Origin of the sequence: Moraxella sp. Pampa (genome assembly GCF_035181385.1) — a bacterium.
In the GTDB taxonomy this organism is placed as follows: domain Bacteria; phylum Pseudomonadota; class Gammaproteobacteria; order Pseudomonadales; family Moraxellaceae; genus Moraxella.
Genome location: NZ_JAXCJK010000001.1, coordinates 231,109 through 256,261, shown reverse-complemented (window position 1 = coordinate 256,261; position 25,153 = coordinate 231,109). Strand labels below are relative to the sequence as shown.

Sequence of the window (25,153 nt, the reverse complement as noted above, 5' to 3'; positions counted from 1 at the left end):
TGATATTAAAAATTATCTTTAAGCTGACGCAAAGTAGCAAATACCGATAATGGCGAGCTGTCTTTGATGGTACATTGTTTTTGAATGTTGTCAATCATACCTTGATGGTCAACCTGCAAAAAAACATTGATATTTCGTTCCTTATCAAGCGTAGTTGGTAAGGAAATCTGCCCCATGTCCAGTTTTTTTTGAGTTTGCTTAATGGCAAGCTGTATGCCATCTTTAACCGCATCAGCACAGATGGATAAACCAAATTTTAGATTATTCAGTGTGTATTCGTGTGCAGGATAAAACAGCGTATCGCTTGGCAACTGACTAAATCTTGATATACTCTCAAACAGCTCAGCAATTGTTCCTGTGAACACACGACCGCAACCGCCACTAAACAGCGTATCACCACAAAATACATGACAAACCCCGCCGATATCGCACAAATAAGACAAATGCGTGTCGGTATGCCCTGGCGTGTGCCACACCTTAAAATCAAGCCCAAGCAAAGTAAACTCATCACCTTCTTTGACAAAAAAGCTAGTATCCACTCCATGCTCATGGTGAGCAAAAATTTGCATACTAGGATAAGCAGATTTTACAGCCGCCACACCGCCCACATGGTCATTGTGATGGTGCGTGATGAGCATAGCAATGGGCGTTAATTGATTGGTTTGTAGATAATCTAGCACAGGCCTGTCATCGCCTGCATCAACAATGATGGCTTGACCATCTTGGCTGATAATCCAAATATAGTTATCCTTAAAAACTTTAATCGCACAGATGGTTGGCATGGTTTGTCCCTTTGGTATCTTTATCATGGTGGACTGTTCATTAATGATGTATCCAATCTCAGTCAAAATTAGCCGTATCTTTGCTCGAATTCTTTCATAAAGACAACAAGTGATTGCACCTGTTCAAGTGTTACGGCATTATAGATACTGGCACGCATACCGCCTACTACACGATGGCCTTTAAGATTAAGCAGGCCTGCTTTTTTGCTTTCTTCTAAGAAAAGCTTGTCAAGATTTGTATCAGCAAGTTGAAATGGCACATTCATGATGGAGCGGTGCTTTGGATTCACTTTATTGCTATAAAAATCACTTTCATCAATCGCACGGTATAGCATATCCGCCTTGGCATGATTCAGCTTAGCAATGGCTTCTACACCACCATTTTCAAGTAGCCACTCAAACACAAGACCAGACAGATACCACGCATAAGTTGAGGGCGTGTTTAGCATACTGTCATTTTCAAACTGACTTTTATAGTTCATGATACTTGGACACCAAGCAGATGCTTGTTCTAGTAAGTCTTTACGCACGATAACCAAAGTCAGACCAGCAGGTCCGATATTTTTTTGAGCACCTGCATAAATCAAAGCAAAATCATCAACATTAATTGGCTCAGATAAAATACATGATGACAAATCTGCCACAATCGCAGAATCCACCTTTGGTGTGTCAAAAATTTGTACGCCATGAATGGTTTCGTTTGGACAATAATGAAAATAAGACGCTTTACCTGACAACTGCCAAGTATCAACATTTGGCACATCGGTACCATCACCTTGGGCGACTAAGTTAATTTTACCCAAGCCCAATGTTTCATATCGCTTAGCCTCTTTGTAGGCTTTTTGCGACCATGTACCTGTGATTAGGTAGTCTGCCACACCGCCGTTTAGTAAGTTTAAAGGAATGGCAGAAAATTGCAATGCCGCCCCACCTTGCAAAAATAAAACCGCATAATCATCACTGATATTCATCAGCTTGCGTAAGTCCCGCTCGGCTTTGGTGGCAAGTTCAGTATAATCAGCACTACGATGGCTGATTTCCATCACAGATGCACCAGTACCACGCCAGTTTAATATTTCATCTTGTGCTTTTTGTAAAACAGCAGTCGGCATAGATGCAGGACCTGCACAAAAATTGGCTAAACGATTCATGATTACTTCCAGTTAATAGTTATGAGTCATCAAAATAAAAAGGCGGTGTCATTGTAGCAGATTTTTAATAAAATGGCGGAAAATCTGACAAAATTATCACAAATTTACAATTTGTACTCATGATATTTTTAGACTGTTTTGGTCATGTCATTTAAAAAATTCATCACGCCATTGCCCACAACATGCCCCATTGCAAGACACGCTGTCAAAAGATAACCGCCAGTCGGTGCTTCCCAATCAAGCATCTCGCCTGCAACAAAAACATGGGGATTGTTCTTAAATTGCAAACCATCACTCAAAGCAGATAGCTTGATCCCACCACCTGTGCTAATCGCTTCATCTATTGGTCGAAAACCATCAAATTTAATGGGCAATCTTTTAATAAAGCTCAGCATTTTATTTAAATCCGACCAGTCGGATTTTTGTGTACATTCTCTCATTAAAGCAATTTTTACAGGGTCCAGCCCTGCTTTTCTAAGAGCGTTATTTAAAGACTGCTTTTTGGTGCGATGACCAACCCTAGCAATCTCATTAAATGATTTATGAGGCAACAAGTCCAGCGTCAGGCTGATTTTACCGCACCGTATAATTTGATCTTGCATCGCACGATTAAGCTGATAAATCACTCCGCTTTCCATGCCATAATGACTGATGATAATATCGCCATATACAGACTCACCACCCACGCTCGCTTTTACTCTTTTTAATGGCTGTCCAAAGATGTGCTGTATGAAAGGCGACCAAGTGCGAATGATACCAACATTGCTGGCATAAAGCGGGGTCAATGCTTCGGCACAAAACCAATTTTGCCACAATCCATCTGAACCCAAACGAGCATACGAACCACCACCACACGCCAAGATGACGGCATCAAACTTTTGGGAAAATTCATCAATCACTTTGCCATACTTATCCAATCGCTCAAAACTCACCACATCATCGGCCACGCCCACACAGCGATGACGATAATAAAAGCTCACACCCTGCTTGGTCAAACGACTTAGCCACGCTCTTAAAAATTTAGAGGCTTTCATCTCTACAGGAAAAATTCGGCCACTAGAACCAACATAACTGTCAATACCAAGACAAGACAGCCACGCACGAATGTCCTTAGCATTGAAAGTGCGAACAAAATCACCTATGGCATGGGGTTGATAGCGAGTGATGAATAAGTCCAATGGTTCGCTATGAGAGATATTAAGACCAGTTTTTCCAGCCATGAGAATTTTTCGCCCTGCGGTAGGCATTTGCTCATAAACATAGACGGACACACCCTGCGTAGATAAAGTCTCTGCCGCCATCAATCCTGAGGCACCAGCCCCAATGATGGCAACACTTTTTTGGTGAGTTTTCATTGGTCAATACTTGATGCGTCAAAACGAGTTTGGTAATAATTTGGTTTTAAAATAACCAACTCTTGACAAAGCTCGCCACGAGTCAAATACTTGATTTCAAAATGCGTGCGAGCCGATGCCTTATCAATCTCAAAACACTCATAAGGCAACAACCATACTTGATCAAGCAGCTGTTTTACTTCATCAATATACTCACCAATATTACTAGCAATTGTAATGGTCGCTCCCGCTTTCATGCGAGAAATGAGAAATTCAAAAAAAGGCATATTTAGCCAACGCTGATTTTTGTTGGCAGGCTCTGGATTTGGATAAAGAATAAAAACACCATCAAGTGAATTTGGGGCAATGTGATGAGCGGTGTAGGCAATTGCATCAGCATGAATGGCGGTTAGGTTGGTCAAGTTTTCGCTGGTGGCAAGTTTATGAAAAGCTTCAAATTTTTCACTTGTGCGTTCAATGGCAATCAAATGCTTATCAGCATTTGCCTTGGCAAACAATACGGCGTGCTTGCCTTTGCCTGCACCAATCTCCAAAAATAATGGAAGGTTGGTACTAACAGTTGGTACATTTTTTGGGGCAAATACCGCTTCTTTACGAAACTTACGCCCAAAATAATGCGACAACTCCTGCGATGGCAAATTCTCTTGTGCTTGTAAATGAACTTGGGATAAATCGGTCATGACGGCTCTTTTTGGTGAATGACATTTAGCGAATGATAGATGCCATTATAACAAATTCTTGACAAAATTTTTTAGTAAAATCACAACATTTGCTTTCTTAAAAATGACAAAAACCGCATGATGATTTATAATACTTTATCCATTTTAATATTTAGTTAATATTTAGTTAATATTTAGCAATCATACAACAATCACTAAAAGACCAACAATCATGACTGACTTTATCATCGCTTACACCGATGGCGCCTGCAAAGGCAATGGCAAAGAAGGTGCTTGTGCTGGCGGATTTGGCACACACATCACCTACCCCAATGGCGATATTTTAAACATTTGGGGCGGAGAGCCTGATACCACCAACAATCGCATGGAGCTGATGGGGGCAATCACCGCCCTAAAACGCACCCCCACCAATATGCCAATCCAAATTTGGACAGACTCAGGCTATGTCAAAGACGGCATCACCAAATGGATACACAGCTGGAAAAAAAACGGTTGGCGTAAAGCGGATAAAAAAGCTGTCTTAAATGTTGAATTGTGGCAACAGCTAGATACACTCACACAAAACCGATCGATTGATTGGCAATGGGTTAAAGGACACGCAGGACACGCAGGCAACGAAATGGCGGATAACCTTGCCAATCAAGGCGTATTAGGCTTTGGTGAGGAATTGATTAAAAACGAAAATAACAGCCCAGACAGTCGTGCAGATGACAATGATGATGCACCCAAATCAGCTTTGGCAGCATCTATGACAACAAATTTTACCATCAGCCCTGACAACAACCAAAATCCAAACTACGATGGCAACACTCGTCGTGCCAATCCTGATTTTTGGGCGATATTACCAGAGCCTGTTAATCGTGGCACAAAAAACCGCCAACTCATCATGGATACAGAAACTACAGGTTTTGATGACCAAGGTGGCGACCGCATCGTAGAGGTGGGTATCATTGAGATGGTGGGGCGACGCTTTACAGGCAATAAATTACATGTATATATCAATCCTGATAAAATCATGGATGATGAAGTTATCCGAGTGCATGGCATTTCAAATGAGTTTTTGACTGATAAGCCAAAATTTGCTGATGTTGCACAAGCAATCTATGATTTTATGATTGGTAGTGAAATTATCGCTCATAATGCGTCATTTGATATGCGTTTTTTGAATATGGAATTTAGCAAGGTAGGTCTGGGTGATTTTACCGAAAAGGTGCAGGTGACTGACTCACTTGCTATTGCCAAAGAACTCTACCCAGGTCAAAAAAACTCTTTGGACGCATTAGTTCGCCGTCTTAATGTTGGCAAACAAGATCGTACATTCCACGGAGCCTTGCTTGACTCTGAGATTTTGGCTGAAGTATATTTGGCCATGACAGGTGGTCAAATCGCCATGCACATGGAATATTCTGATGACCAGACTGGTGATACAGCCAGCGAAGCCAGCTTTGGCAATCTTTCAGATTTGGCAAATCTACTCAAAGCATCAGCAAGCGATGCAGATGCAGATCATGCTTGGCGTACACAGGTGCTATCATGAGCGTGTCATATTATGTGATTGATAAAGATGGCGTACTGTGCGATGAACATGGCACCCCTGCTGTCTTAACGGGCGAATTAAACGAGCATGGCATATCTCTTGAATTTAGTGAAATTCATGATGGTATTTTGGCAACATCTGCCTTTAGGCCAATTTTTGCCATTCATAAAGATTATGCCATTAGCATGGGGCTTATCCACTGCTATGGCGATAAATTTGACAGCACACAATTTACATCTTTGTCATTTTTAGCATATCGTCATGTGGTCAATTATTTAGACATAGACACAGCTCATGCCATCAGTCGTGCCATTTTACTCATACTTTGGCAAGCTGACCATCAGTTTTGTTCTCGTTGTGGCTCTCCCACCAAATCACATTATTCTGAACACGCCATGATGTGTGGTCGTTGCCATCATCGTGCCTACCCACGAATACAGCCCTGCGTGATCACTGCCATCACACGCATCAACCCTGACAATCAAAAACGCCAAATCCTACTCGCCTTACACCAACGCCATAAAGACATCGGCATGTATGGCTTGATAGCTGGCTTTGTTGAAGCGGGCGAATCCTTAGAACAATGCGTGCATCGTGAAGTTGCAGAGGAAGTCGGTTTAAAAATAGACAATATACGCTACATAAGCTCTCAACCTTGGCCTTACCCAAGTAATCTTATGATTGGCTTTATTGCTGATTATCAAAGCGGCGATGTGGTTTTGCAAGAAAGTGAATTGGCAGAGGCACGGTTTTTTGACACAGACAAACTGCCAATCATACCAAAAGTTGGCACCATTGCTCACGCACTCATTCAAAAAGTCGTCCAACTTGCATAATATTGCTTACATTTAATATAACAATAATAACCGCTAACATTTACCAGCCATGACCATCACCATCCGATTAGAAAACCTGCCTGTTTTATTCAGCCCTTTAAAGATAGATGCTCTGCCAGAGAATAAACGCATTGCCATCGCCAAAATTGATAAAATCCTACCACAAACTCAGTGCGGATTGTGCGGTCATCATGATGGTTGCCTGCCCTATGCGTATGGCGTTGTCATTAATGACGAAGCACCGAATTTGTGTGTACCAGGTGGTCAGGCTGTTACCGATCAAATCACAAGTATTTTAAATGCCACCCCAATGACTGCCACGCCTAGCAAATGGCATACCAATGATATCACCTCACGCCCTATTGAAGTCCGAGCGGTCATCAACGAAAGTGATTGTATTGGTTGCACCAAATGCATTCCTGCCTGCCCTGTTGATGCTATTATTGGTACTGCCAAACACATGCACAGCATCATCACCGAACTATGTACAGGTTGCGAACTGTGTCTAACCCCCTGCCCTGTGGACTGCATTGATTTGGTAGAATACCCAAGAATTTTAAGTGATGAGGAAAGAACCGATGAGCAAAACCACCTAAGAAAACGCTACCATCATCACCTAAATCGTGTTGAAACAAACATCAAACATGGCACCAAACCTGTTGTAAGCACAGTAGAATCTGCCATGGCAAATGTCATTACTACCAACGAGACCACTGTGATGAGCATTGATAAAAACACCGCCAAAAACACCATCGCCAATGCCAAACTTCGCACACAAATCAAAAAACTCAACAAACAATTATCCATTCGTGATAATGATGATTTACGCAAACAATTAGCACAATTGACCCAAAAGTTGCAAATTTTAGAATCAGACTCATAAAAAAAACCTTACAATTTGTAAGGTTTTTTCACTAAAGCCGATGCAAAAATCATTCATTCACAAAAGCAATCTTTGACAACCCTGTGGTGCTGGCGACGGCAAGCACTTGTGCAACCATGTCATATTTACTTTCACGGTCAGCACGCAAATGCACTTGTGGATCAGCACCTTTGGCAACTTCATCAGCAAAGCGTTTTTCCAATTCCATCAAATCAATTTTTTCGCTGTCCCAATAGACATCACCTTTGTCATCGATACTAATTTGCAGTACTTCTGGTGGCTGCTCGTTGATGCTTGCGGTAGTTTTTGGCAAATCAAGTGGCACCGTTGGGTTTAGTACCGTTGCCGTTACCAAAAAAATAATCATCAATACCAACATGATATCAATAAGCGGAATGAGATTCATCTCATTCATACCACCATCTTCATTGTTACCCAATTCAAAAGCCATGATACCCCCTTCTTATTTATCGTGCGGTTTCAGCTAGGATTTGGTGGGCTGTATCATTAGCAACATGAATTGCACGCTTATTGGTACGAGTTGCGATATTATAAAACACCACCGCAGGAATCGCCACCGCCAAACCCAAGCCCGTCATGATCAGTGCTTCACCCACAGGGCCTGCGACCTGAGCAAGACCTGCTTGACCACTTTTGGCAATGCCATGTAAGGCATGAAAAATACCCCAGACCGTACCAAACAAGCCAATAAAAGGTGCGATAGAAGCTGTCGTACCCAAAACAGGCAGACCTTTCTCCATCTCATAGCGATAGCGTGCAATATTTTGCAATAATTTTTGCTCTACAACCATTTTCTTTTGACCAAAGTCCAAGCCATCAAGTTCTGTTGATACACTCAATACAGACTGTCTTAGGTCATCGCCAATGCCACCTGCCAATTTGCACGACTGCACCACACGAATAATACCAACTACCCAAGAAACGACAGACAAAGCAAACAAAATAAAGAATAAGGTTTTGCTAACAGCGTCAGTATGACTCCAATAAAATGCAAAGTCCATAAAACTTCCTCACAAAAAATAAAAACTTTTAATAAGACAACTTAATTAATTAACTGTAAAACTCATTGGCAAACTTGCTCTACCACGGATAGGATTTCCTTGCTCATCTTTAAATGGATGAAATGATGCTCTTTTTAAAGCCAATTCAATTTGTCTATCCACAGCACGACCAAGTTTCGTAGATACACCCGTTGCACTGATGATACGCCCTTTTTCATCAATCACCAATTGCACCGTAAACTCAACAGTTTTTACTCGATCAGAGCCTGCATCAATATTTGAAAAATTCGGTTTTTTCTTCCAACTGGCATTCGCTTTGGTGGCACTGATGGTCATTTCGCCCACAACATTAGTAGTGCTGCGATCCTCACTGCTTTTTTTGTTACTGTTGTTTGCAGCAGCTTGCGCCTCTGCTTGCGCCTTTGCAATGGCATCAGCCTGTGCTTTGGCTCGTGCTTCTGCCTCTGCCTTTAGACGCATCGCCTCAGCATGAGCCCTTTCACGCTCCTGTCTTTGTGCTTCAGCCTGTTGTTGCGCCTCCCATTTTGCTTGAGCCTCATCATGTTGCTTGGCAGCCAATATCTCATCTGGGCGATTGATATTTTTCTCAGGTACTTTTGGTGGTTCCTTTTTGGGCTCAACCTTAGGCTTGGGTTCAACTTTGGGTTCAATTTTAGGCACAACCTTGGGTTCTGCTTGTTTTTGCTTGATAGGCTCTGGAGGTGGTTCGGGTTTTTTTTCGACTTTTGGCTCTTCTTTAAGCTCGGTAGCTTCTGACGAAGCAACGCTCTCGATGATATCCACTTTGATGGGCGATGTGATTTTAAGCGGTTTTAACTTTGGCGTCTGCATATTTGCCAAACCAAAATACACCAACCCATGCAACACCATCGCCACACCAACGGCTATGGCTTTTACACCATTATTTGAAGTAAAATTCATATTATTCATGGTTATAATTGCCTGTACACATATACTACTGCGTGATAATCCATAATACAAACGATAATAATTATTAATGTCATATTATCTTAGATTTTACAGAAAATATCAAGCTAATTTTTCAATAATTTTACATATAGCAACGAACCATTATAACATAATGGTAATAGTTTATAAATTTAAGCTCATCATAAAAAAATAGGATTTAGCATGTACCAAATCCTATTTTTAATCACATCAATTTTACTTGCATCATCTTATAACGCACTCACCACCAAATCTCCCATTTGCCCACAGCCCACAAGCGTTGTGCCGTCTTCATAAATATCTTTGGTGCGATAGCCGTCCGCCAATACCGCTTGCACGGCATTTTCCACTTGCTTGGCACGCATTTCATCGTTTAAGCTATACCGAAGCATCATCGCAAGCGACAAAATGGTCGCCAAAGGATTGGCAATATCCTGCCCTGCAATGTCAGGGGCAGAGCCGTGGCTTGGCTCATAAAGCCCTTTGCCATTTTCATCAAGGCTGGCTGATGGGAGCATACCAATAGAACCTGTCAGCATAGACGCTTGGTCGGACAAAATATCACCAAAAATATTGCCTGTGGCAATCACATCAAACTGCTTGGGGTTTTTGATAAGTTGCATCGCACAATTATCCACATACATATGCGACAACGCCACATCTGGATACTCTTTGGCAACTTCATTAAAAATTTGTTTCCAAAGTTCAGTCGTTTCTAAGACATTGGCTTTATCCACGCTACACAGTTTTTTGTTTCGCTTTTGGGCAGACTCAAAGGCAACTTTGGCAATACGGCGAATCTCGCTCTCAGAATACCGCATTGTATTAAAGCCTTCACGCTCGCCTTTGTCATTGGTAACAATCCCTCGTGGCTCGCCAAAATAAATATCGCCTGTCAGCTCTCGGACAATCAAAATATCAAGCCCTGCCACAACATCGGTCTTTAAGGTGGACGCATTGGCAAGTTCTTTATAAAGAATAGCAGGGCGTAAATTGGCAAATAAATTCAAATCTTTACGAATTGCCAAAAGCCCCCGTTCTGGGCGTAAGGGGCGGTCTAAACTGTCGTATTGCGGACTACCGACCGCTCCCAACAGCACGGCATCGGCTTTTTGCACGATTTTTTGGGTCTCATTGGGATAAGGCGAGCCATAAGCGTCATAGGCTTCGCCGCCCAATTTGGCGTATTCATAACTTGCCTGTAAACCATTTTGGATAAGTTTATCCAATACTTTAACCGCTTGGGCGACAATTTCAGGACCAATGCCGTCGCCGTTTAGGATTGCGATGTGTTTCATAAGTTTTCCTTAATCAATTCAACCAAAAGTTATTGCGTATTGCAAATTAGGATTTTCTCTTTTAAATTGCTCAAAGGCTGTCCGATACCATTTTGGGTCATTGGCGGATAAATCGTAATCTTCATAAACTGCCACACCAAAAAATTCACCATCTAGCCAAGGCTCAATTCCCCAAATATTAATATTTTTCTGTTCTGCACGATTGAGTACGATTTCAAAATCAGTTTGGCAGACATAAAAAATATCTGGGGCATCAAACCCTGTATTTAAATTGGTTAAGCCATTAAATAAATAGTTTGCAATACTCATATCAAGCATTCAATTCTTTAAACACCCACGGTCTCTCCACTTTGGCTTTTTCTTCAAAGGCTTTAATGTCATCGCTATTTTGCAAAGTTAGTCCAATGTCATCAAGTCCATTTAACAAACAATGCTTACGAAATGCGTCCACTTCAAAGGCGTATTCTTTGCCAGTTGGGCTAATCACTTTTTGATTTGCCAAATCCACCGTTAATTGATAACCGACAGTATCAAAACATTCTTTAAAAAGTTCATCAACTTCGCTTTCAGATAAAATAACAGGGAGCATACCGTTTTTAAAGCAGTTGTTATAAAAAATATCAGCAAAACTTGGGGCGATAATCGTGCGAAAGCCAAATTCATTCAATGCCCAAGGGGCGTGTTCACGGCTAGAGCCACAGCCAAAATTGGTGCGTGCCAAAAGAATGCTTGCACCAATATAGCTGTCTTGATTTAAAACAAAATCAGGATTTTTGGGGCGTGCATTGATGTCTTGCCCCAAATAGCCTTCGTCCAAATATCTTAGTTCATCAAACAAATTATCGCCAAAGCCTGTGCGTTTGATGGATTTTAAAAACTGCTTGGGAATAATCAAATCAGTGTCCACATTGGCACGGTCTAGTGGGGCAACAATGCCAATTTCGGTGGTGTATTTTTTCATAATTTTTGCCTTATTAGAGTTTAAAAGGGTTTAATATGCGAATGCCTTGAATGATTTGCCCGTGCGTTAAATCTTCGGAATACATTATTTTGCAATCGGCTCTATATCCAGCGACAATCATTAAAGCGTCCCACAATCTTAATTTATGATGAATGCTTACCTTAATACCTTGTTCAATTAGCGAAACATCGGTCAATACAATGGGCAATTTACTCAAATTAGCAACCGTATTTTGCATTTGGACTGGGTCTAATTTAAGTTTATAGGTGGTAACATTATAAAACTCTTGCAAAACTTGGGTAGAAATCACAAGATTTTAATTGATTTGCAAATTTGTGATTAAATCCAAAGCCGTTTGGCGTTTTTCTGGAAACCGCCCATCAACCGTATAAACCAAAATGTTGGTATCAATAAAGGCTTTATCGCTCATAGATATCATCTCGTGTCCAACCACGCTCATTTTGTGGTAAATGCGTGGCAATATTTTGCGATGCCTTTTCGGTCATTGCCAAAAAATTGGTAATCCAATCTTTATCGGTTTTATCTTCGCTCACCGCCAAATAATCCAAAGACGAATATTCATCAATATCTTTTTGTAATATCACATCATTGGAAAAACTTTGAATGTCTTGGGAATTTTTTTTATCTTCCAAAGAACCCAATAAACCGTCTTGATGATTTGCATTTAATGGCTGTAATGGATTATTAACCGAATGAATGATTTTTTCAACCAATACCATTTTATCGGCATTGTTTAAATGTTGTATCATTTGATAATAATGCTCCACAATTTCAATAGGCATTTTATGCTCCCATTTACCAACTATAATAAGCCGTCAAACTCGCTGTTGCCAATACCTTACCATTTAAATTAAATCCCAAAACCGCAGGGCTAATGTTATTGCCCAAATCCAATTTTTGATTTAGGGCATACAGCGTAAAAATATAGCGGTGCGGTTTGTCGCCCTTTGGGGGAAACGCCCCAATAAAACCGTCAAGTCCTGCATCATTTTTTAATTCCAAAATCCCATTGCCAAAGTTATTAGACTTACCCTTTGGTAATTGATGCAAGTCGGCTGGAATATTAAACGCATTCCAATGCCAAAAGCCCGAGCCTGTTGGTGCGTCTGGGTCGTACATCGTAATCACAAAACTTTGGGTGTCTTTTGGGGCATTTTGCCATTTCAGATTGGGACTGATATTGCCCCCTGTATAACCCCAAATATTGGCGATATAGTCATTGGACAGCGTGCTACCTTCACCAATATCATCACAAGTTAGCACCATATCGCCTTGCACTTGGGCAGGATTACGCACATCTAGGTAAGTGTTTTGGGCTAAATCGTTCATACTGTTTTCCTTTTAAAAAAAAATCAGTTAAATTGAAAGTTTTAACAAGTCTGCAAAAAGTCATCATTTGTATTCGGTGCATTCAATGTCTTTGACTTCACAAAACATGGCATCGTTTTTGGCAAGGCATTGTTTTTGGGTGTCCAAAATCGCTTTGCCACGGCTTGTGTTTTCGGCTTTAAAAGTATCTATAAACGGCTTAATTTGACACACATAAATCGGTGCATTCTCTTTAATACGACTATCTTTAATACGACCGTCAATAATCACCGCTTGGGGGCTTGGCGTTTGGATAACAATCGGTACAGGCTTGCCAGTAGGGTCTGTAATAACACAAGCACTTAAAAGACTTAACATCGGTAGTACTAATAATAATTTTTTCATAAAAGCTCCACTTTTAAGTTAAGAATAAATTTTTTATTTCCAGATGAGTTTTTCCTGTTTTCTTGGTTTATTTAAAAAAATAAGACAATTTATATTAACATAAACCGCCTTATTTTTCACGCTTACACCACCGACCGCACATCTACAAAATGCCCATAAATCGCTGCCGCTGCCGCCATTGCAGGGCTGACAAGGTGCGTGCGACCGCCATTGCCTTGACGACCTTCAAAATTGCGGTTTGATGTACTGGCACAATGCTCGCCTGCTTGCAGTTTATCGGCATTCATGGCAAGGCACATAGAACAGCCCGGCTGCCGCCACTCAAAGCCTGCGTCCACAAAAATCTTGTCCAGGCCCTCTTTTTCGGCTTGTTTTTTGACAAGACCCGAACCTGCCACAATCATCGCTTGCTTGATGGTGGGTGCAACTTTTTTGCCCTTGACAATTTTGGCAACTTCTTGCAAATCTTCAATGCGTGAATTAGTACACGAGCCAATAAACACACGGTCAAGGCGAATGTCCGACAGCGACTGACCTGCCGTCAAGCCCATATATTGATACGCTCGCTCATAGGCATTTTTTTGCACTTCATCTGTCGCATCATCAAGCGTTGGTACGGTTTTGGATACTGGTACAACCATTTCAGGCGATGTTCCCCACGAGATTTGCGGTTCAATCTCATCGCCATTTAACACCACAATTTCATCAAAATACGCATCAATATCTGAATGCAAAGACCGCCAATAAGCGACCGCACGCTCCCAATCATCGCCAGTCGGAGCGTAGGGGCGACCTTTGACATAGCCTATGGTCTTGTCGTCCACCGCCACAAGCCCCACCCTTGCCCCTGCTTCAATCGCCATATTGCACACGGTCATTCGCCCCTCTACCGACATATCACGGAACACTTGCCCACCAAATTCAATGGCATAGCCCGTCCCACCTGCCGTGCCAATTTTGCCAATAATCGCCAAAATCACATCTTTTGGAGTAACGCCAGCCCCCAATTTACCGTCCACACGAATGAGCATATTTTTCATTTTTTTGGCAATCAAGCATTGGGTGGCAAGCACGTGTTCCACTTCGCTTGTGCCGATGCCGTGTGCCAAACAGCCCAAAGCACCGTGGGTTGCGGTATGACTGTCGCCACACACCACCGTCATACCAGGCAAGGTCAGCCCCTGTTCGGGCCCAACCACATGGACGATGCCTTGGCGTTCGTCATTGATGCCAAATTGCACAATGTCAAAGGCATTGCAATTATCATCAAGCGTTTTGACTTGAATGCGTGAAGTGTCATCAACAATGCCTGCGATGCCCTGTTCACGCTCAAAGGTAGAAGTGGGGACATTGTGGTCAGGGGTTGCGATGTTAGCAGACAACCGCCAAGGCGTGCGATTGGCAAGGGTCAAGCCTTCAAAGGCTTGTGGGCTGGTAACTTCGTGCAACAATTGGCGGTCAATATAAATGAGTGCCGAGCCGTCATCACGCTGTTTGACCAAATGCGTGTCCCAAAGTTTGTCGTATAAGGTTTTTGTTGTCGTTTGGGGATTGTTGTTGGTTGTTTCATTGCCTGCCATTGTTGTCTCCAAAAATGCGTGGGTATTTGTCAGTTTTAAGCAATTATAACACAATCAAACAATAATGCTAATTTATGATTTTTATCAATTATATAACTTTTTGGAAAGTTTAAAATATCTTGCACCATAATGACTTGAATAAAGCGAGTAAAAAAATATAAAAATTTTTATTTATTTACAAACTTTTTTTTATTAAAATAGATGGCAATCTGACCCATGGAAAATCATCATGAATACCGTCAATTTAACTACTTTTGCCACTGTGATGCAAACAGGAAGTATTTCTAGTGCCGCTGAGAAACTATTCATCACACAGCCTGCGGTAAGCAAACGCATTAAAAACTTAGAGAGCGAATTTGGCGTAACCCTCTTTGATACAATAGGTCGTGGTATCATTGCCACGCCTGCGGCACACGAACTTTTACCTTATGCCAAAAAATGGCTTGATGATTATGAATTATGTCGCAGCAGCTTGCAACACTCCAAAGAAACCGCAAGTGGCAAACTTGTGATTGGCACAAGCCACCACATCGGCCTGCACCATCTTGCCCCTGTATTAAAACGCTTCATTCAGACCTATCCTGCTGTACAATTAGAAGTGCAATTTATGGACTCTGAAGAAGCTCACAAAGCAGTGCTTGATGGTGAGGTTAGTGTGGCATTTCTAACATTACCACCCAACTTTGATTTAAGATTGAATTATCATACATTATGGTCAGACCCCTTGTATTTTGTTACAGGCACGCTCAGCCCTCTTGCACAAAAAAGCGGGGTTACTTTATTTCAACTGGCTCATCATCCTGCTATTTTACCTGCAGCCAATACCTTTACCAGCCAGATTACCTTGGCGGAGTTCAATCGTCATAATCTACGCCCTTATGCTACCATGACCACCAATCCACTTGAATCTATTCGTATGCTCGTTTCTATCGGGCTTGGCTGGTCGGTGCTACCCGAAACACTCATCAATCAGGACTTGGTGAAAGTAGACATGGTAGAAAATTTTGAACTACAACGACATTTAGGCGTGGTCATCAATCCAAATTTAACTCGTTCAGCCAGCACACAAGCTCTAATGGAAATGCTTTCCATCGCCAAATAGCATCAATTTAAGATGATTTTTTAGGATTATTTTAGGTTTTTATTTTGCGAAATTTTTTCGCTAGCATTTGGCATAATGATAATTATGCCATTTTTTATATTAAAATCCAGATAATTGTCTTAATGATGCCTTTAATAAACTTGAAGTATCCATATTATCCAAGTCAAGTTTTGCCTGCTTGATGGCATTTTGTGCTTCTTTTTCTTTATAACCCAGACCAATCAAGGCACTTTCCACCTCGGCAATGATGTGCATTTGATTGGTCTGATGCACATTTTCATCAAAAAATTCACCTTGACCAGTAAAATTATTTGTTACACCCTCAAAATCCAACAGTCTGCCTTTTAGCTCAATAATCAGTCTTTGGGCGGTTTTTTTACCAATCCCCGGAATACGCACAAGTGCTGAGTCATCTCCTTGCTCAACCGTATGTTTTAGCTCGGCCGCAGACAAAGATGATAATATGGCAAGTGCCATTTTAGCCCCCACGCCATTGATTTTTATGAGCTTTCTAAATAAATCTCTTTCTTGTTTATCAATAAAACCATACAAAAGCTGTGCATCTTCTCGAACCAATAAATGTGTATAAACACCAACCTCGCCCCCAAGCGTCAACTGACAAAACAATGGAACTGGTAATTCAATCTCATAACCAATGCCATTTGGTGTCATGATGCACGCCAATGGTGCATTCAAATAGTGAACCAAACCTTTAATAAACCCTATCATAATTACCCCACACCATCAATTTGCAATATCTTTAGATATAACATCTGTCAAATTTTAACTTCTATGAAAAAAGGCGTAATCAATTTTACGCCTTCATGCCTTAATACACCATAAATTATTGGTAGTATTCTACCATTTTTTCTAGCGAAATTGGGCGAATCTTGCTGGCGTTACCTGCCGCACCAAAAGCCTCATAACGAGCTTCGCAAATCTCTTGCATGGCTTGAATGCTTGCCTGCAAATATTTGCGAGGATCAAATTCGGCTGGATGGTCGTTTAAGAATTTACGAATAGCACCCGTACTTGCCAAACGCAGGTCGGTGTCAATATTGATTTTACGCACACCGTGTTTGATTGCATCAACAAGCTGTTCTACTGGCACGCCGTAAGTTTCGCCAATACTACCGCCATTATCATTGATGATTTGTAGCCATTCTTGTGGCACGCTTGATGAGCCGTGCATGACAAGGTGCGTATTTGGCAGAGCTTCGTGAATTTCTTTGATACGGTCAATTGCCAGAATGTCACCTGTCGGTGGACGGGTGAATTTGTACGCTCCGTGGCTTGTACCCACAGCGATTGCCAGTGCGTCCACGCCTGTGTCAGCGACAAATTGACGAGCTTCATCAACCGAAGTTAGAAGCTGTGAATGGTCAAGCACGCCTGTTGCACCCACACCATCTTCTTCACCTGCCATACCAGTTTCTAAACTGCCCAAACAGCCAATTTCACCCTCCACAGACACGCCACAAGCGTGTGCCAACTTCACAACCTCACGAGTAACCGCCACATTATAATCATAATCGGCAGGGGTTTTGCCGTCTTGTTTTAAAGAGCCGTCCATCATCACTGAGCTAAATCCAAGTTGGATAGAACGCTGACATACCGCAGGGCTTGTACCGTGGTCTTGGTGCATCACCACAGGAATGTGCGGCCACTCTTCAATCGCCGATAAAATCAGATGACGCAAAAAAGGTGCACCCGCATACTTACGAGCACCTGCCGATGCTTGCACAATGACGGGAGAATCTGTCCTATCAGCCGCCATCATGATGGCACGCATTTGCTCTAAGTTATTGACATTAAACGCAGGTAAACCGTAAGCGTGCTCGCCTGCATGGTCTAGTAATTGGCGTAAGGATACAAGTGCCATTGTCGCTCCTAAAAATCAGTGGTGGAATGGTAGTATTTTTGCCATTATAGCAAAAATACTAAAATTTATCAGCAAGTTTCATAAAATTCTTACACAAAGTTCTGCAAAAAAAAATCGTGGACATAAAATATCCATCAAAAAAAGCCCAACCATCGCAGTTGGACTTTTTGTATTTTTATCATTGAAGTAAAGTTGGGTCAAGGGGCAAAAAAAATAAAAATTAATACTTTTGCTCTTCTGGTACTTTATCTTCTGCACCATTTGGATTGACCACAGCATCTGCTCTTGCACCCACTTCTTTGACAACCTCAGAGGTCTTATCAGCTGCCAGCTGTACACCATTTTTAGTAGCCTCAGTAGCATTTTGGGCAGCAAGCTCGGCTTCTTTAGCAACCTCAGCAGTACCGACGGCAACATCTGTTTTAGCAGTTTCCACGGCCTCACTGGTTTTTTCTTTGGTTTGCTGACTACACGCTGTTAGAACAACAAGACCTAAAGCAACGGTAGCGATAAATAGCTTTTTCATAATTCATTTCTCAGCTGTCTTAATTTATATTTTACCTAATACACAATCAGCGTGGACAATCAGCACCAACAATAAGTGAATTATTTTGATGGATGACGCTAACCTACTTCAATCCGCCAAACAAACTGACCAACCGATTAAAGTGTACTCATGTTCATTTTGGCATTAGTTTAGCCTTGTCAATAAAAATTTACAAGTCCCACTTTAAAAAATACAACAAAATTTAACAAAAAATCCAACCCATCAACCATTTGATTCCTCAAGTGCTTTAATGGCTGGCAAAGCCCTGCCTTCAACAAATTCCAAAAATGCCCCACCACCTGTTGATAGATAGCTGACATTATCTGCCACACCATATTTATCAATGGCTGCCAAAGTATCTCCGCCACCTGCAATACTAAACCCCTCACTATCTTTGACTGCAAGTGATAAGATTTTTGTACCCTCACCAAACTTATCCACCTCAAACACGCCAACAGGACCGTTCCAAAGAATGGTTTTGGCACTCTTGATGGCATTGGCAATTTCATGAGCACTACTTGGGGCGATATCTAAAATCATTTCATCATCAGCAATGGTACCGACTGACTTGATAATAGGATCAGCAATTTCAAGCGAACCTAAAAAATCATCAAAATTAATTTGTGATTTCTTGGCAACAACAACCTCGCTAGGCAATAAAATTTTTGTTTTTTGCATGATTGTTTTGGCAGTGTCCACCAGATTGCTCTCATACAATGAAGCCCCTACATTCACGCCAGTTGCTGCAAGGAATGTATTGGCAATGCCACCACCAACAACGATGCTGTCGCAAATATCAGCAAGGCTTAACAATACATCAAGTTTTGTTGAGACCTTTGAACCACCCACGATAGCAATTACAGGTGCTTTTGGATTGTCAAGTGCACGAGATAAGGCAGACAGTTCATCAGCAAGTAAATTACCTGCACACACAGGTTTGCCCTCAATGGCAGCTGCGCGAATCACACCTTCGGTTGATGCTTGGGCACGATGAGCTGTGCCAAATGCGTCCATTACAAACACATCGCATAATTGAGCGTACAGCTTGGACAACTCTTCGCTATTCTTTTTTTCTCCAACATTAAACCGTACATTTTCAAGCAAAGTAATCTCGCTAATCTTGGCGTTCACCCCATTTTTAAGATAATCTTTTGAAAAATTAACAGGGCATTGCAATGCCTTTGCCAAATAATCTGCCACGGGTGCAAGTGAATATTTGTCTTCTGGCTCACCCTCAACTGGACGACCCAAATGCGAGCAGACAATCACTGCTGCACCTTGTCCTAGGGCATCTTTTAGTGTCGGCAAAGCGGCTTGCAAACGCGCATCACTAATCACCACCCCATCTTTAATAGGTACATTCAAATCTTCTCGAATTAAGACACGCTTACCCGATAAATCCACATCTTTCATTGTTAAAATTGTCATGTTTACCCCTGCTAGGTTTAATTGAAATCAGAAAAAATCAGAAATAAGGTTTAAAAGCGACATTTATTATAAACAAAATGGCATCGTTAGGCAATAACACGCATCAATTGTTCAAAATTAGCCAGAATTGCCCAGACGGCCTAGACCATCAAACGTCAAAATTGAGTAAAAAGATTTTTGTTTATTAAACATAAACTTCATTTTAGTTAGGTTAGTATAGGTTGGTTAGCCAAAATTATCTTAATCAATCCATCTCAATCGTTATTTTTTTTGTAAACATACAGAGTAAATACATTGTCTTACCATACCCCATGATGGCAATTTTGTTATAAATATATTATACTAAGCGTCCATTTTTAATTAATAGGTGCTTAATGCGAAATTATATCGGTGCTTTTTTATTGACGATGATTGCACTACAAACTGCCCAAGCAAACACCACGACCGCATCCTTTTATGCAGATAAGTTTAATGGTCGTAAAACAGCAAGTGGCGAGGTTTTTAGCAATCAAGGCATGACTTGTGCATCTAATAACTACGCCCTAAACACTCATGTTGAAGTGACCAACATCAAGACGGGTGAATCCATCATCTGCAAGGTTAATGATAGAATTGGCAAAGCAGGTCGTATTGATTTGAGCAAAAAAGCATTTTCTCAACTCGCCCCTCTTTCACAAGGCTTGGCAAAAGTAAGCATTCAACCTGTTGGCAAAAACGCCATAGAAGAAAAAATCAGCCTAGCTTATAACGAGCAATAATCTATTTATTTTGCATTTTACTTAACATATAAAAAAAGCTCCAACTTAATATATTTTGGAGCTTTTTTGGTTTTTTGTTAGTCATTGTGGGTTTTGTATTTTATTTAAAAGTAAGGACTTTGGACATTAAAAGCACCAGAGATTAAACGATCATCACTCAATCTTTGATTGATGTTATCAGTGTATTCAACCATTAAGCCCATTTTTTAGCTATATCATCAACATTTGCCCTATGTTTTTGGCTGTCGTAACCGTCAAATATAATCTCAAAACTACTACGGCAATTGAAATAATGTGATTTATTTTATGACATCAAAAAAGCACTTTTTCTCAAACCGATTAAAATTGACAGTCCCAGTAAATGAAAAATGTCTGAAATACAAAAGCGGAGAGAAGCTACCGTAGTTAAAAAAAGCAACCTCAAAAATTTTCAAGGTTGTCTTTTTTTGGTAGTACACTTAGTAATATATTTAATTTGATAGGTATCAGATAAATTATCTAATAAAATCAATAAATTAATCCTTACACACTCATCTTCCAGTCAAAGGGCATTTCATGATGACCACGCAATACCATCATCAAAGTTTGCTGCATATGTTGTAGCACCTCGGCGGTATAAGGAATGGCAGGCGTACCCCATACAGGATTGGGCCATTTTGAATCATTTTGGTAGCGGACAATATGATGAAAATGAAGCTGTGATACTTGGTTACCTAGTGCAGCAACATTCATTTTATCTGCACCAAAGATTTTTGCCATCTGGCTAGAAACCCAACTAGACTCTCTTAAAAATTGTACTTGGTCAGCGGGGCTCAGTTCATAAATTTCCTTGATACCCGATACTCGTGGCACAAGAATAAGCCAAGGAAACTGACAATCATTCATCAAACGCACGGTAGATAATGGAAAATCACCCACTAAAAAAGTATCTTTTGCCAAAACTGGATGTAATTGAAACATTGCTATTCTCTTTTTGATATTATTAAAATGTGATTATTTGGTCTTAATAAAAATGCTTTTATTGTAGCATAAAATCCATGAGTTGTTGAACATTTCTCATGCTTTTGGCGATAAATCCACCGTTGAATTTTGAACAAGGCTCTGCTCAAAATATTTGAGCAACTCAAATACCGCATCCACTCGTTCTACAACTTCTTTTTCACTCTTAAAAGTGTATTTTAGCTCAGTTGCTCCATTCATGCGATACCCCTCTTGGCTTTGCAATAGCTTGATAATCGCCAAACCATCAATGGGCGTATCGGCTTTAAAGTCTAGACTCAACGAACTGGCACTAACATCAATCCTGCCGATACCAAGTAGCATGCTTTGCACTCTCATTTTATGCACAAGAAAAAGATTGGCAAGTGCAACAGGCATACTACCAAAGCGGTCTATCATTTCACTTTTTAGGTCATTTAATTCATCCATACTCTCACAATTTGCAATGCGTTTATAAAATAACAACCGTTCATGAACATCTGCCAAATAATCACTTGGAATAAGAGCGCTTGCATGAATGTTGATATCACTGACCAAATCAAGGGGCGTTTCCAAACTTGGTGTTTTTCCCTGTTTTATTGCCTTAGTTGCGCGTTCAAGCATATCCATATACAACCCAAAACCAATGGTTTGCATATTACCCGACTGCTCTTTACCCAAAATCTCACCTGCACCACGAATTTCTAAATCCTCACTTGCAAGCATGAATCCTGCACCCAAGGTGTTGGCTCTACTGATGGCATCAAGGCGTTTTTTGGCATCGGTTGTTAGCCCTTTGATGGATGGAACAAATAGGTAACAGTAAGCCTGATGGTGCGAACGCCCCACCCGACCACGCAACTGATGCAGTTGAGCCAGACCAAATTTATCGGCACGATCAATGATGATCGTATTGGCGTTTGGCACATCAATGCCTGTTTCAATGATGGTACTTGCTACCAAGACATTGGTTTTTTTGTGATAAAAGTCATTCATCACAGCATACAGCTCTTTTTCATTCATTTGCCCATGTGCTACGCCCACACGCACCTCGGCAATAAGTTCCGATATTTTTTGAGCAACCGAATTGATGCTTGCGACATCATTATGCAGATAATACACCTGTCCACCACGCAAAATTTCTCTTAAAATCGCATCTTTGGTTGTTTGCTCACTCTTTTGAGCAACAAAAGTCTTGATGGCAAGGCGGCGAGCAGGTGGCGTAGCAATGACAGAAATGTCCTGCATTCCAGAAAGTGCCATGTTCAGTGTGCGTGGAATGGGCGTAGCCGTCATGGTGAGTGTGTCAACATCAGCTTGCATGGCTTTGATTTTTTCTTTATGACGCACCCCAAAACGATGCTCCTCATCAATAATCATTAGACCCAGTTTTTTAAATTTCACATCATTTTGTAGCAGTCTGTGCGTACCAATGATGATGTCCACTTTACCATCTGCCAAATCAGCCAATATCTCACCTTGTGCTTTTTTGCCAACAAATCTAGACAAGCTTTCAATGCTAATTGGCCAATCGGCAAATCTATCCTTAAAGCTGTCTTCGTGCTGTCCTGCCAGCAATGTTGTTGGTACAAGTACCGCCACCTGATAGCCTGCCTGAACAGCAATGAAAGCTGCTCGCATGGCAACTTCGGTTTTACCAAAACCAACATCACCGCATATAAGCCTATCCATAGGCTTAGACTGCTTCATGTCAAACATCACCGCATCAATGGCGGCTTTTTGGTCAAGCGTCTCTTCATAGTCAAAACCACTGGCAAACAGTTCATATGCCGCCACATCAATATCAAAACCAATACCCTCTTTGGCATTGCGTCTTGCCTGCACATTCAGTAGTTCTGCCGCCACATCATAAATGTCAGTCAAAGTTTTTTGACGGGCTCTATCCCATTTTCCAGAGCCAATTTTTGATAATTGTACCGCTTCTGAGTCTGTACCGCTATATCGCCCAATCAAAGCAAGATTGGTAATTGGCACATAGACATTAGCATCATCAGCATATTTAATATGAATAAATTCTTGCTCACCATCACCCACATCTAACACCACCAACCCCACATAACGCCCTATACCATAGGACAAATGCACCACAAGCGAGCCTTCGGTCATCTCGCTGACAGATTTGACCAAAAAGGCTTGGGATAAGGCATTTTGACGCTTTTTTCGGCTTTGAATGGGCTGTCTGCCAAAGATTTGTGCCTCGCTAATCACACAAAATCCACCCTCACCCATCAGCCATAATCCACGCTCAATCGGCGCTACCGTCAAGGCGATTTTGTCAGTTTTATCAGCAAAATCAGACAAGTTATCCACAAATTCAGTAAAATCTAACACTTGCTGACAAACCAATTTGCCTTTTAACAACTCCAAGATAATCTCACGACGACCCGCACTTTCACAAGCAAGCAACACAGATTCATGACAATTTGCCACAAAATCCAAAAAATCGCTTAAAGGCTCGTGTTTTTGGTGGTGAATTGGCAAACTGGGTACAGGCTTTGGTGCAAATTGAGCAAAAATAGGCAAAGCATCAATAGATAAAGCGTTAGGTTCATCTTGCACAAATACCATTTTTGGATATGCTTTTAGTTTTCCAAAAAACTCGTTGCTTGGTAGATACAGTAGCTCTGGTGGCACGATGGGCACATCTTTATCAAAAGCACGAGAGTGATAACGAGCGGTTACCTGATTCCAAAATTCTTCATGGCAAGCTGCCAACTGCTTATCATGAATAATGAGCGTATCATTCGGCAAATATTCAAACAACGAGCCAGCCTTACGCCATTCATCTAGCTCAAAAAACAGTGGTGCATAATATTCCACACCCGATGGGCTAATGCCTGCCATCACATCATTATACAAACCAAACTTACGGGCCGATGCATCAGGAAAAAGACTGGCAAAATTTTGGCGAAAAGCCTCTTTATTATCCAAGTCAAATTCACAAGCAGGCAGTAGACGAAATTGACTCACCTTTGGTGATGTCGGTATCAGCTTGGCATCAAAATGACTCTCTTGTTGTAGATTGAGTAAGTCATTTTGACTGACGGTACGCTGTGTATCTGGATTAAAAAATTTGATGGTTTCTATTTCATCATCAAACAACTCCAACCTAAATGGCAGTGCCTGACCCACCACAAAAATATCAACAATGCTACCACGCACCGCAAATTCGCCCACTGCATAGACATTATCAACCATTTCATAACCTGCTCGGGTCAGGCGTTCTCGTTCTTGACTTAGATCAAAAGTATCGCCAACACTCAGGTCAAAAAATCTTCCCAAAAGATGACTTGGCGGTGCGATACGCTGCATGAGTGTTTGCACCGCTACAAGCAAAACGCCCGCCTTTGGGATATGTGTCAGTAGGTTAATACGCTCGGAGATGATGTCTTGTTGCACCGACAAGTTCTCATAGACCAGTGTTTCATAGTCGCTAAAACCATGCGTCTTAATGCCAAAAAAATCCAACTCACTTTCTAAATTATGCAATTGAGCTTGATTATCACAAATCACCAAAATCAAATGTGAATGCGTTTTGGCATAAGTGGCCAGCCAAAGAGCAAAACCAGCATCATCAGTACCATGGAAATAGGTGGTAAAATCAGGCTTTAATTTTGGATAATTAATACTAATATTTGTCATAAAAAAT

26 protein-coding genes are annotated in these 25,153 nt (G+C 41.2%); 5 read left to right on the top strand and 21 right to left on the bottom strand.

The window, feature by feature from the left end; translation table 11 throughout:
- Window positions 1-5 precede the first annotated feature (5 nt).
- The 4 genes from gloB to R0123_RS01240 all read right to left on the bottom strand — a co-directional run bounded on the left by gloB (window position 6) and on the right by R0123_RS01240 (window position 3,968).
- Window positions 6-782 (bottom strand): hydroxyacylglutathione hydrolase, encoded by a 777-nt coding sequence (gene gloB, locus R0123_RS01255; protein ID WP_323842809.1) that lies wholly within the window; start codon window positions 780-782, stop codon window positions 6-8.
- A 68-nt stretch (window positions 783-850) separates the two neighbouring features.
- Window positions 851-1,933: a 3-phosphoserine/phosphohydroxythreonine transaminase gene (gene serC / locus R0123_RS01250; protein WP_323842808.1), complete on the bottom strand. Its 1,083-nt coding sequence runs from the start codon at window positions 1,931-1,933 to the stop codon at window positions 851-853.
- 128 nt (window positions 1,934-2,061) lie between these two features.
- The gene (locus R0123_RS01245) at window positions 2,062-3,288 is read right to left on the bottom strand and encodes a TIGR03862 family flavoprotein (protein WP_323842807.1); all 1,227 of its coding nucleotides are present in this window, start codon (window positions 3,286-3,288) and stop codon (window positions 2,062-2,064) included.
- Complete coding sequence (locus R0123_RS01240) at window positions 3,285-3,968, bottom strand: SAM-dependent methyltransferase (RefSeq protein WP_323841450.1); 684 nt, start codon at window positions 3,966-3,968, stop codon at window positions 3,285-3,287. Before R0123_RS01240 ends, R0123_RS01245 begins: the two co-directional genes overlap by 4 nt.
- Window positions 3,969-4,179: 211 nt before the next feature.
- Between R0123_RS01240 and dnaQ the strand changes: the two genes are divergently transcribed.
- Genes dnaQ through R0123_RS01225 form a run of 3 tightly spaced genes read left to right on the top strand, consistent with a single transcriptional unit; the run spans window position 4,180 to window position 7,224 of the window.
- The gene (dnaQ, locus tag R0123_RS01235; protein WP_323841449.1) at window positions 4,180-5,505 is read left to right on the top strand and encodes a DNA polymerase III subunit epsilon; all 1,326 of its coding nucleotides are present in this window, start codon (window positions 4,180-4,182) and stop codon (window positions 5,503-5,505) included.
- Window positions 5,502-6,341: an NAD(+) diphosphatase gene (gene nudC / locus R0123_RS01230; protein WP_323841448.1), complete on the top strand. Its 840-nt coding sequence runs from the start codon at window positions 5,502-5,504 to the stop codon at window positions 6,339-6,341. Before dnaQ ends, nudC begins: the two co-directional genes overlap by 4 nt.
- A 49-nt stretch (window positions 6,342-6,390) precedes the next feature.
- The gene (locus R0123_RS01225) at window positions 6,391-7,224 is read left to right on the top strand and encodes an RnfABCDGE type electron transport complex subunit B (RefSeq protein WP_323841447.1); all 834 of its coding nucleotides are present in this window, start codon (window positions 6,391-6,393) and stop codon (window positions 7,222-7,224) included.
- 49 nt (window positions 7,225-7,273) lie between these two features.
- On the opposite strand, the gene R0123_RS01220 is transcribed toward R0123_RS01225, so the two are convergent.
- The 11 genes from R0123_RS01220 to leuC all read right to left on the bottom strand — a co-directional run bounded on the left by R0123_RS01220 (window position 7,274) and on the right by leuC (window position 14,788).
- A complete protein-coding gene (locus R0123_RS01220) occupies window positions 7,274-7,675 on the bottom strand; it encodes a biopolymer transporter ExbD (protein WP_323841446.1) in 402 nt (133 codons plus the stop codon).
- A 16-nt stretch (window positions 7,676-7,691) separates the two neighbouring features.
- A complete protein-coding gene (locus R0123_RS01215; RefSeq protein ID WP_323842806.1) occupies window positions 7,692-8,246 on the bottom strand; it encodes a MotA/TolQ/ExbB proton channel family protein in 555 nt (184 codons plus the stop codon).
- A 45-nt stretch (window positions 8,247-8,291) separates the two neighbouring features.
- A complete protein-coding gene (locus R0123_RS01210) occupies window positions 8,292-9,197 on the bottom strand; it encodes a hypothetical protein (RefSeq protein ID WP_323842805.1) in 906 nt (301 codons plus the stop codon).
- A 248-nt stretch (window positions 9,198-9,445) separates the two neighbouring features.
- On the bottom strand, window positions 9,446-10,513 hold the full coding sequence (gene leuB, locus R0123_RS01205) for a 3-isopropylmalate dehydrogenase (RefSeq protein ID WP_323842804.1): 1,068 nt from the start codon (window positions 10,511-10,513) through the stop codon (window positions 9,446-9,448).
- Window positions 10,514-10,531: 18 nt separating this feature from the next.
- On the bottom strand, window positions 10,532-10,822 hold the full coding sequence (locus R0123_RS01200; protein WP_323842803.1) for a hypothetical protein: 291 nt from the start codon (window positions 10,820-10,822) through the stop codon (window positions 10,532-10,534).
- A 1-nt stretch (window position 10,823) separates the two neighbouring features.
- Window positions 10,824-11,474 (bottom strand): 3-isopropylmalate dehydratase small subunit, encoded by a 651-nt coding sequence (leuD, locus tag R0123_RS01195; RefSeq protein WP_323842802.1) that lies wholly within the window; start codon window positions 11,472-11,474, stop codon window positions 10,824-10,826.
- Window positions 11,475-11,487: 13 nt separating this feature from the next.
- A complete protein-coding gene (locus tag R0123_RS01190; RefSeq protein ID WP_323842801.1) occupies window positions 11,488-11,691 on the bottom strand; it encodes a hypothetical protein in 204 nt (67 codons plus the stop codon).
- Window positions 11,692-11,893: 202 nt separating this feature from the next.
- On the bottom strand, window positions 11,894-12,277 hold the full coding sequence (locus R0123_RS01185) for a hypothetical protein (protein ID WP_323842800.1): 384 nt from the start codon (window positions 12,275-12,277) through the stop codon (window positions 11,894-11,896).
- A gap of 13 nt (window positions 12,278-12,290) precedes the next feature.
- Window positions 12,291-12,824, bottom strand: coding sequence for a YbhB/YbcL family Raf kinase inhibitor-like protein (locus tag R0123_RS01180; protein WP_323842799.1), 534 nt, complete (start codon window positions 12,822-12,824; stop codon window positions 12,291-12,293).
- A gap of 63 nt (window positions 12,825-12,887) precedes the next feature.
- A complete protein-coding gene (locus R0123_RS01175) occupies window positions 12,888-13,208 on the bottom strand; it encodes a hypothetical protein (RefSeq protein ID WP_323842798.1) in 321 nt (106 codons plus the stop codon).
- A 122-nt stretch (window positions 13,209-13,330) separates the two neighbouring features.
- Window positions 13,331-14,788 carry a 3-isopropylmalate dehydratase large subunit gene (leuC, locus tag R0123_RS01170; protein ID WP_323842797.1) on the bottom strand — a complete coding sequence of 486 codons (1,458 nt, stop codon included), beginning with the start codon at window positions 14,786-14,788 and terminating at the stop codon, window positions 13,331-13,333.
- A 229-nt stretch (window positions 14,789-15,017) separates the two neighbouring features.
- Here leuC and R0123_RS01165 point away from each other — a divergent pair, with 229 nt between their 5' ends.
- Window positions 15,018-15,890, top strand: coding sequence for a LysR family transcriptional regulator (locus tag R0123_RS01165; protein ID WP_323841433.1), 873 nt, complete (start codon window positions 15,018-15,020; stop codon window positions 15,888-15,890).
- Between the two features lie 99 nt (window positions 15,891-15,989).
- On the opposite strand, the gene ruvA is transcribed toward R0123_RS01165, so the two are convergent.
- The 4 genes from ruvA to R0123_RS01145 form a co-directional block, all read right to left on the bottom strand.
- On the bottom strand, window positions 15,990-16,619 hold the full coding sequence (ruvA, locus tag R0123_RS01160; protein WP_323842796.1) for a Holliday junction branch migration protein RuvA: 630 nt from the start codon (window positions 16,617-16,619) through the stop codon (window positions 15,990-15,992).
- 115 nt (window positions 16,620-16,734) lie between these two features.
- Entirely contained in the window at window positions 16,735-17,772 is a 1,038-nt protein-coding gene (gene fba / locus R0123_RS01155) for a class II fructose-bisphosphate aldolase (RefSeq protein ID WP_323841431.1), read from the bottom strand.
- Window positions 17,773-17,992: 220 nt separating this feature from the next.
- On the bottom strand, window positions 17,993-18,298 hold the full coding sequence (locus tag R0123_RS01150; protein ID WP_323841430.1) for an entericidin: 306 nt from the start codon (window positions 18,296-18,298) through the stop codon (window positions 17,993-17,995).
- 243 nt (window positions 18,299-18,541) lie between these two features.
- Window positions 18,542-19,747, bottom strand: a complete 1,206-nt coding sequence (locus tag R0123_RS01145) for a phosphoglycerate kinase (RefSeq protein WP_323842795.1) — start codon at window positions 19,745-19,747, stop codon at window positions 18,542-18,544.
- A gap of 374 nt (window positions 19,748-20,121) precedes the next feature.
- On the opposite strand from R0123_RS01145, the gene R0123_RS01140 reads away from it, so the two are divergent.
- Window positions 20,122-20,505, top strand: coding sequence for a septal ring lytic transglycosylase RlpA family protein (locus tag R0123_RS01140; RefSeq protein ID WP_323841428.1), 384 nt, complete (start codon window positions 20,122-20,124; stop codon window positions 20,503-20,505).
- A 522-nt stretch (window positions 20,506-21,027) separates the two neighbouring features.
- On the opposite strand, the gene R0123_RS01135 is transcribed toward R0123_RS01140, so the two are convergent.
- Both R0123_RS01135 and mfd read right to left on the bottom strand, forming a co-directional pair.
- Window positions 21,028-21,465 (bottom strand): HIT family protein, encoded by a 438-nt coding sequence (locus R0123_RS01135; protein ID WP_323841427.1) that lies wholly within the window; start codon window positions 21,463-21,465, stop codon window positions 21,028-21,030.
- Between the two features lie 96 nt (window positions 21,466-21,561).
- Entirely contained in the window at window positions 21,562-25,146 is a 3,585-nt protein-coding gene (gene mfd / locus R0123_RS01130) for a transcription-repair coupling factor (RefSeq protein WP_323842794.1), read from the bottom strand.
- Window positions 25,147-25,153: the final 7 nt, after the last annotated feature.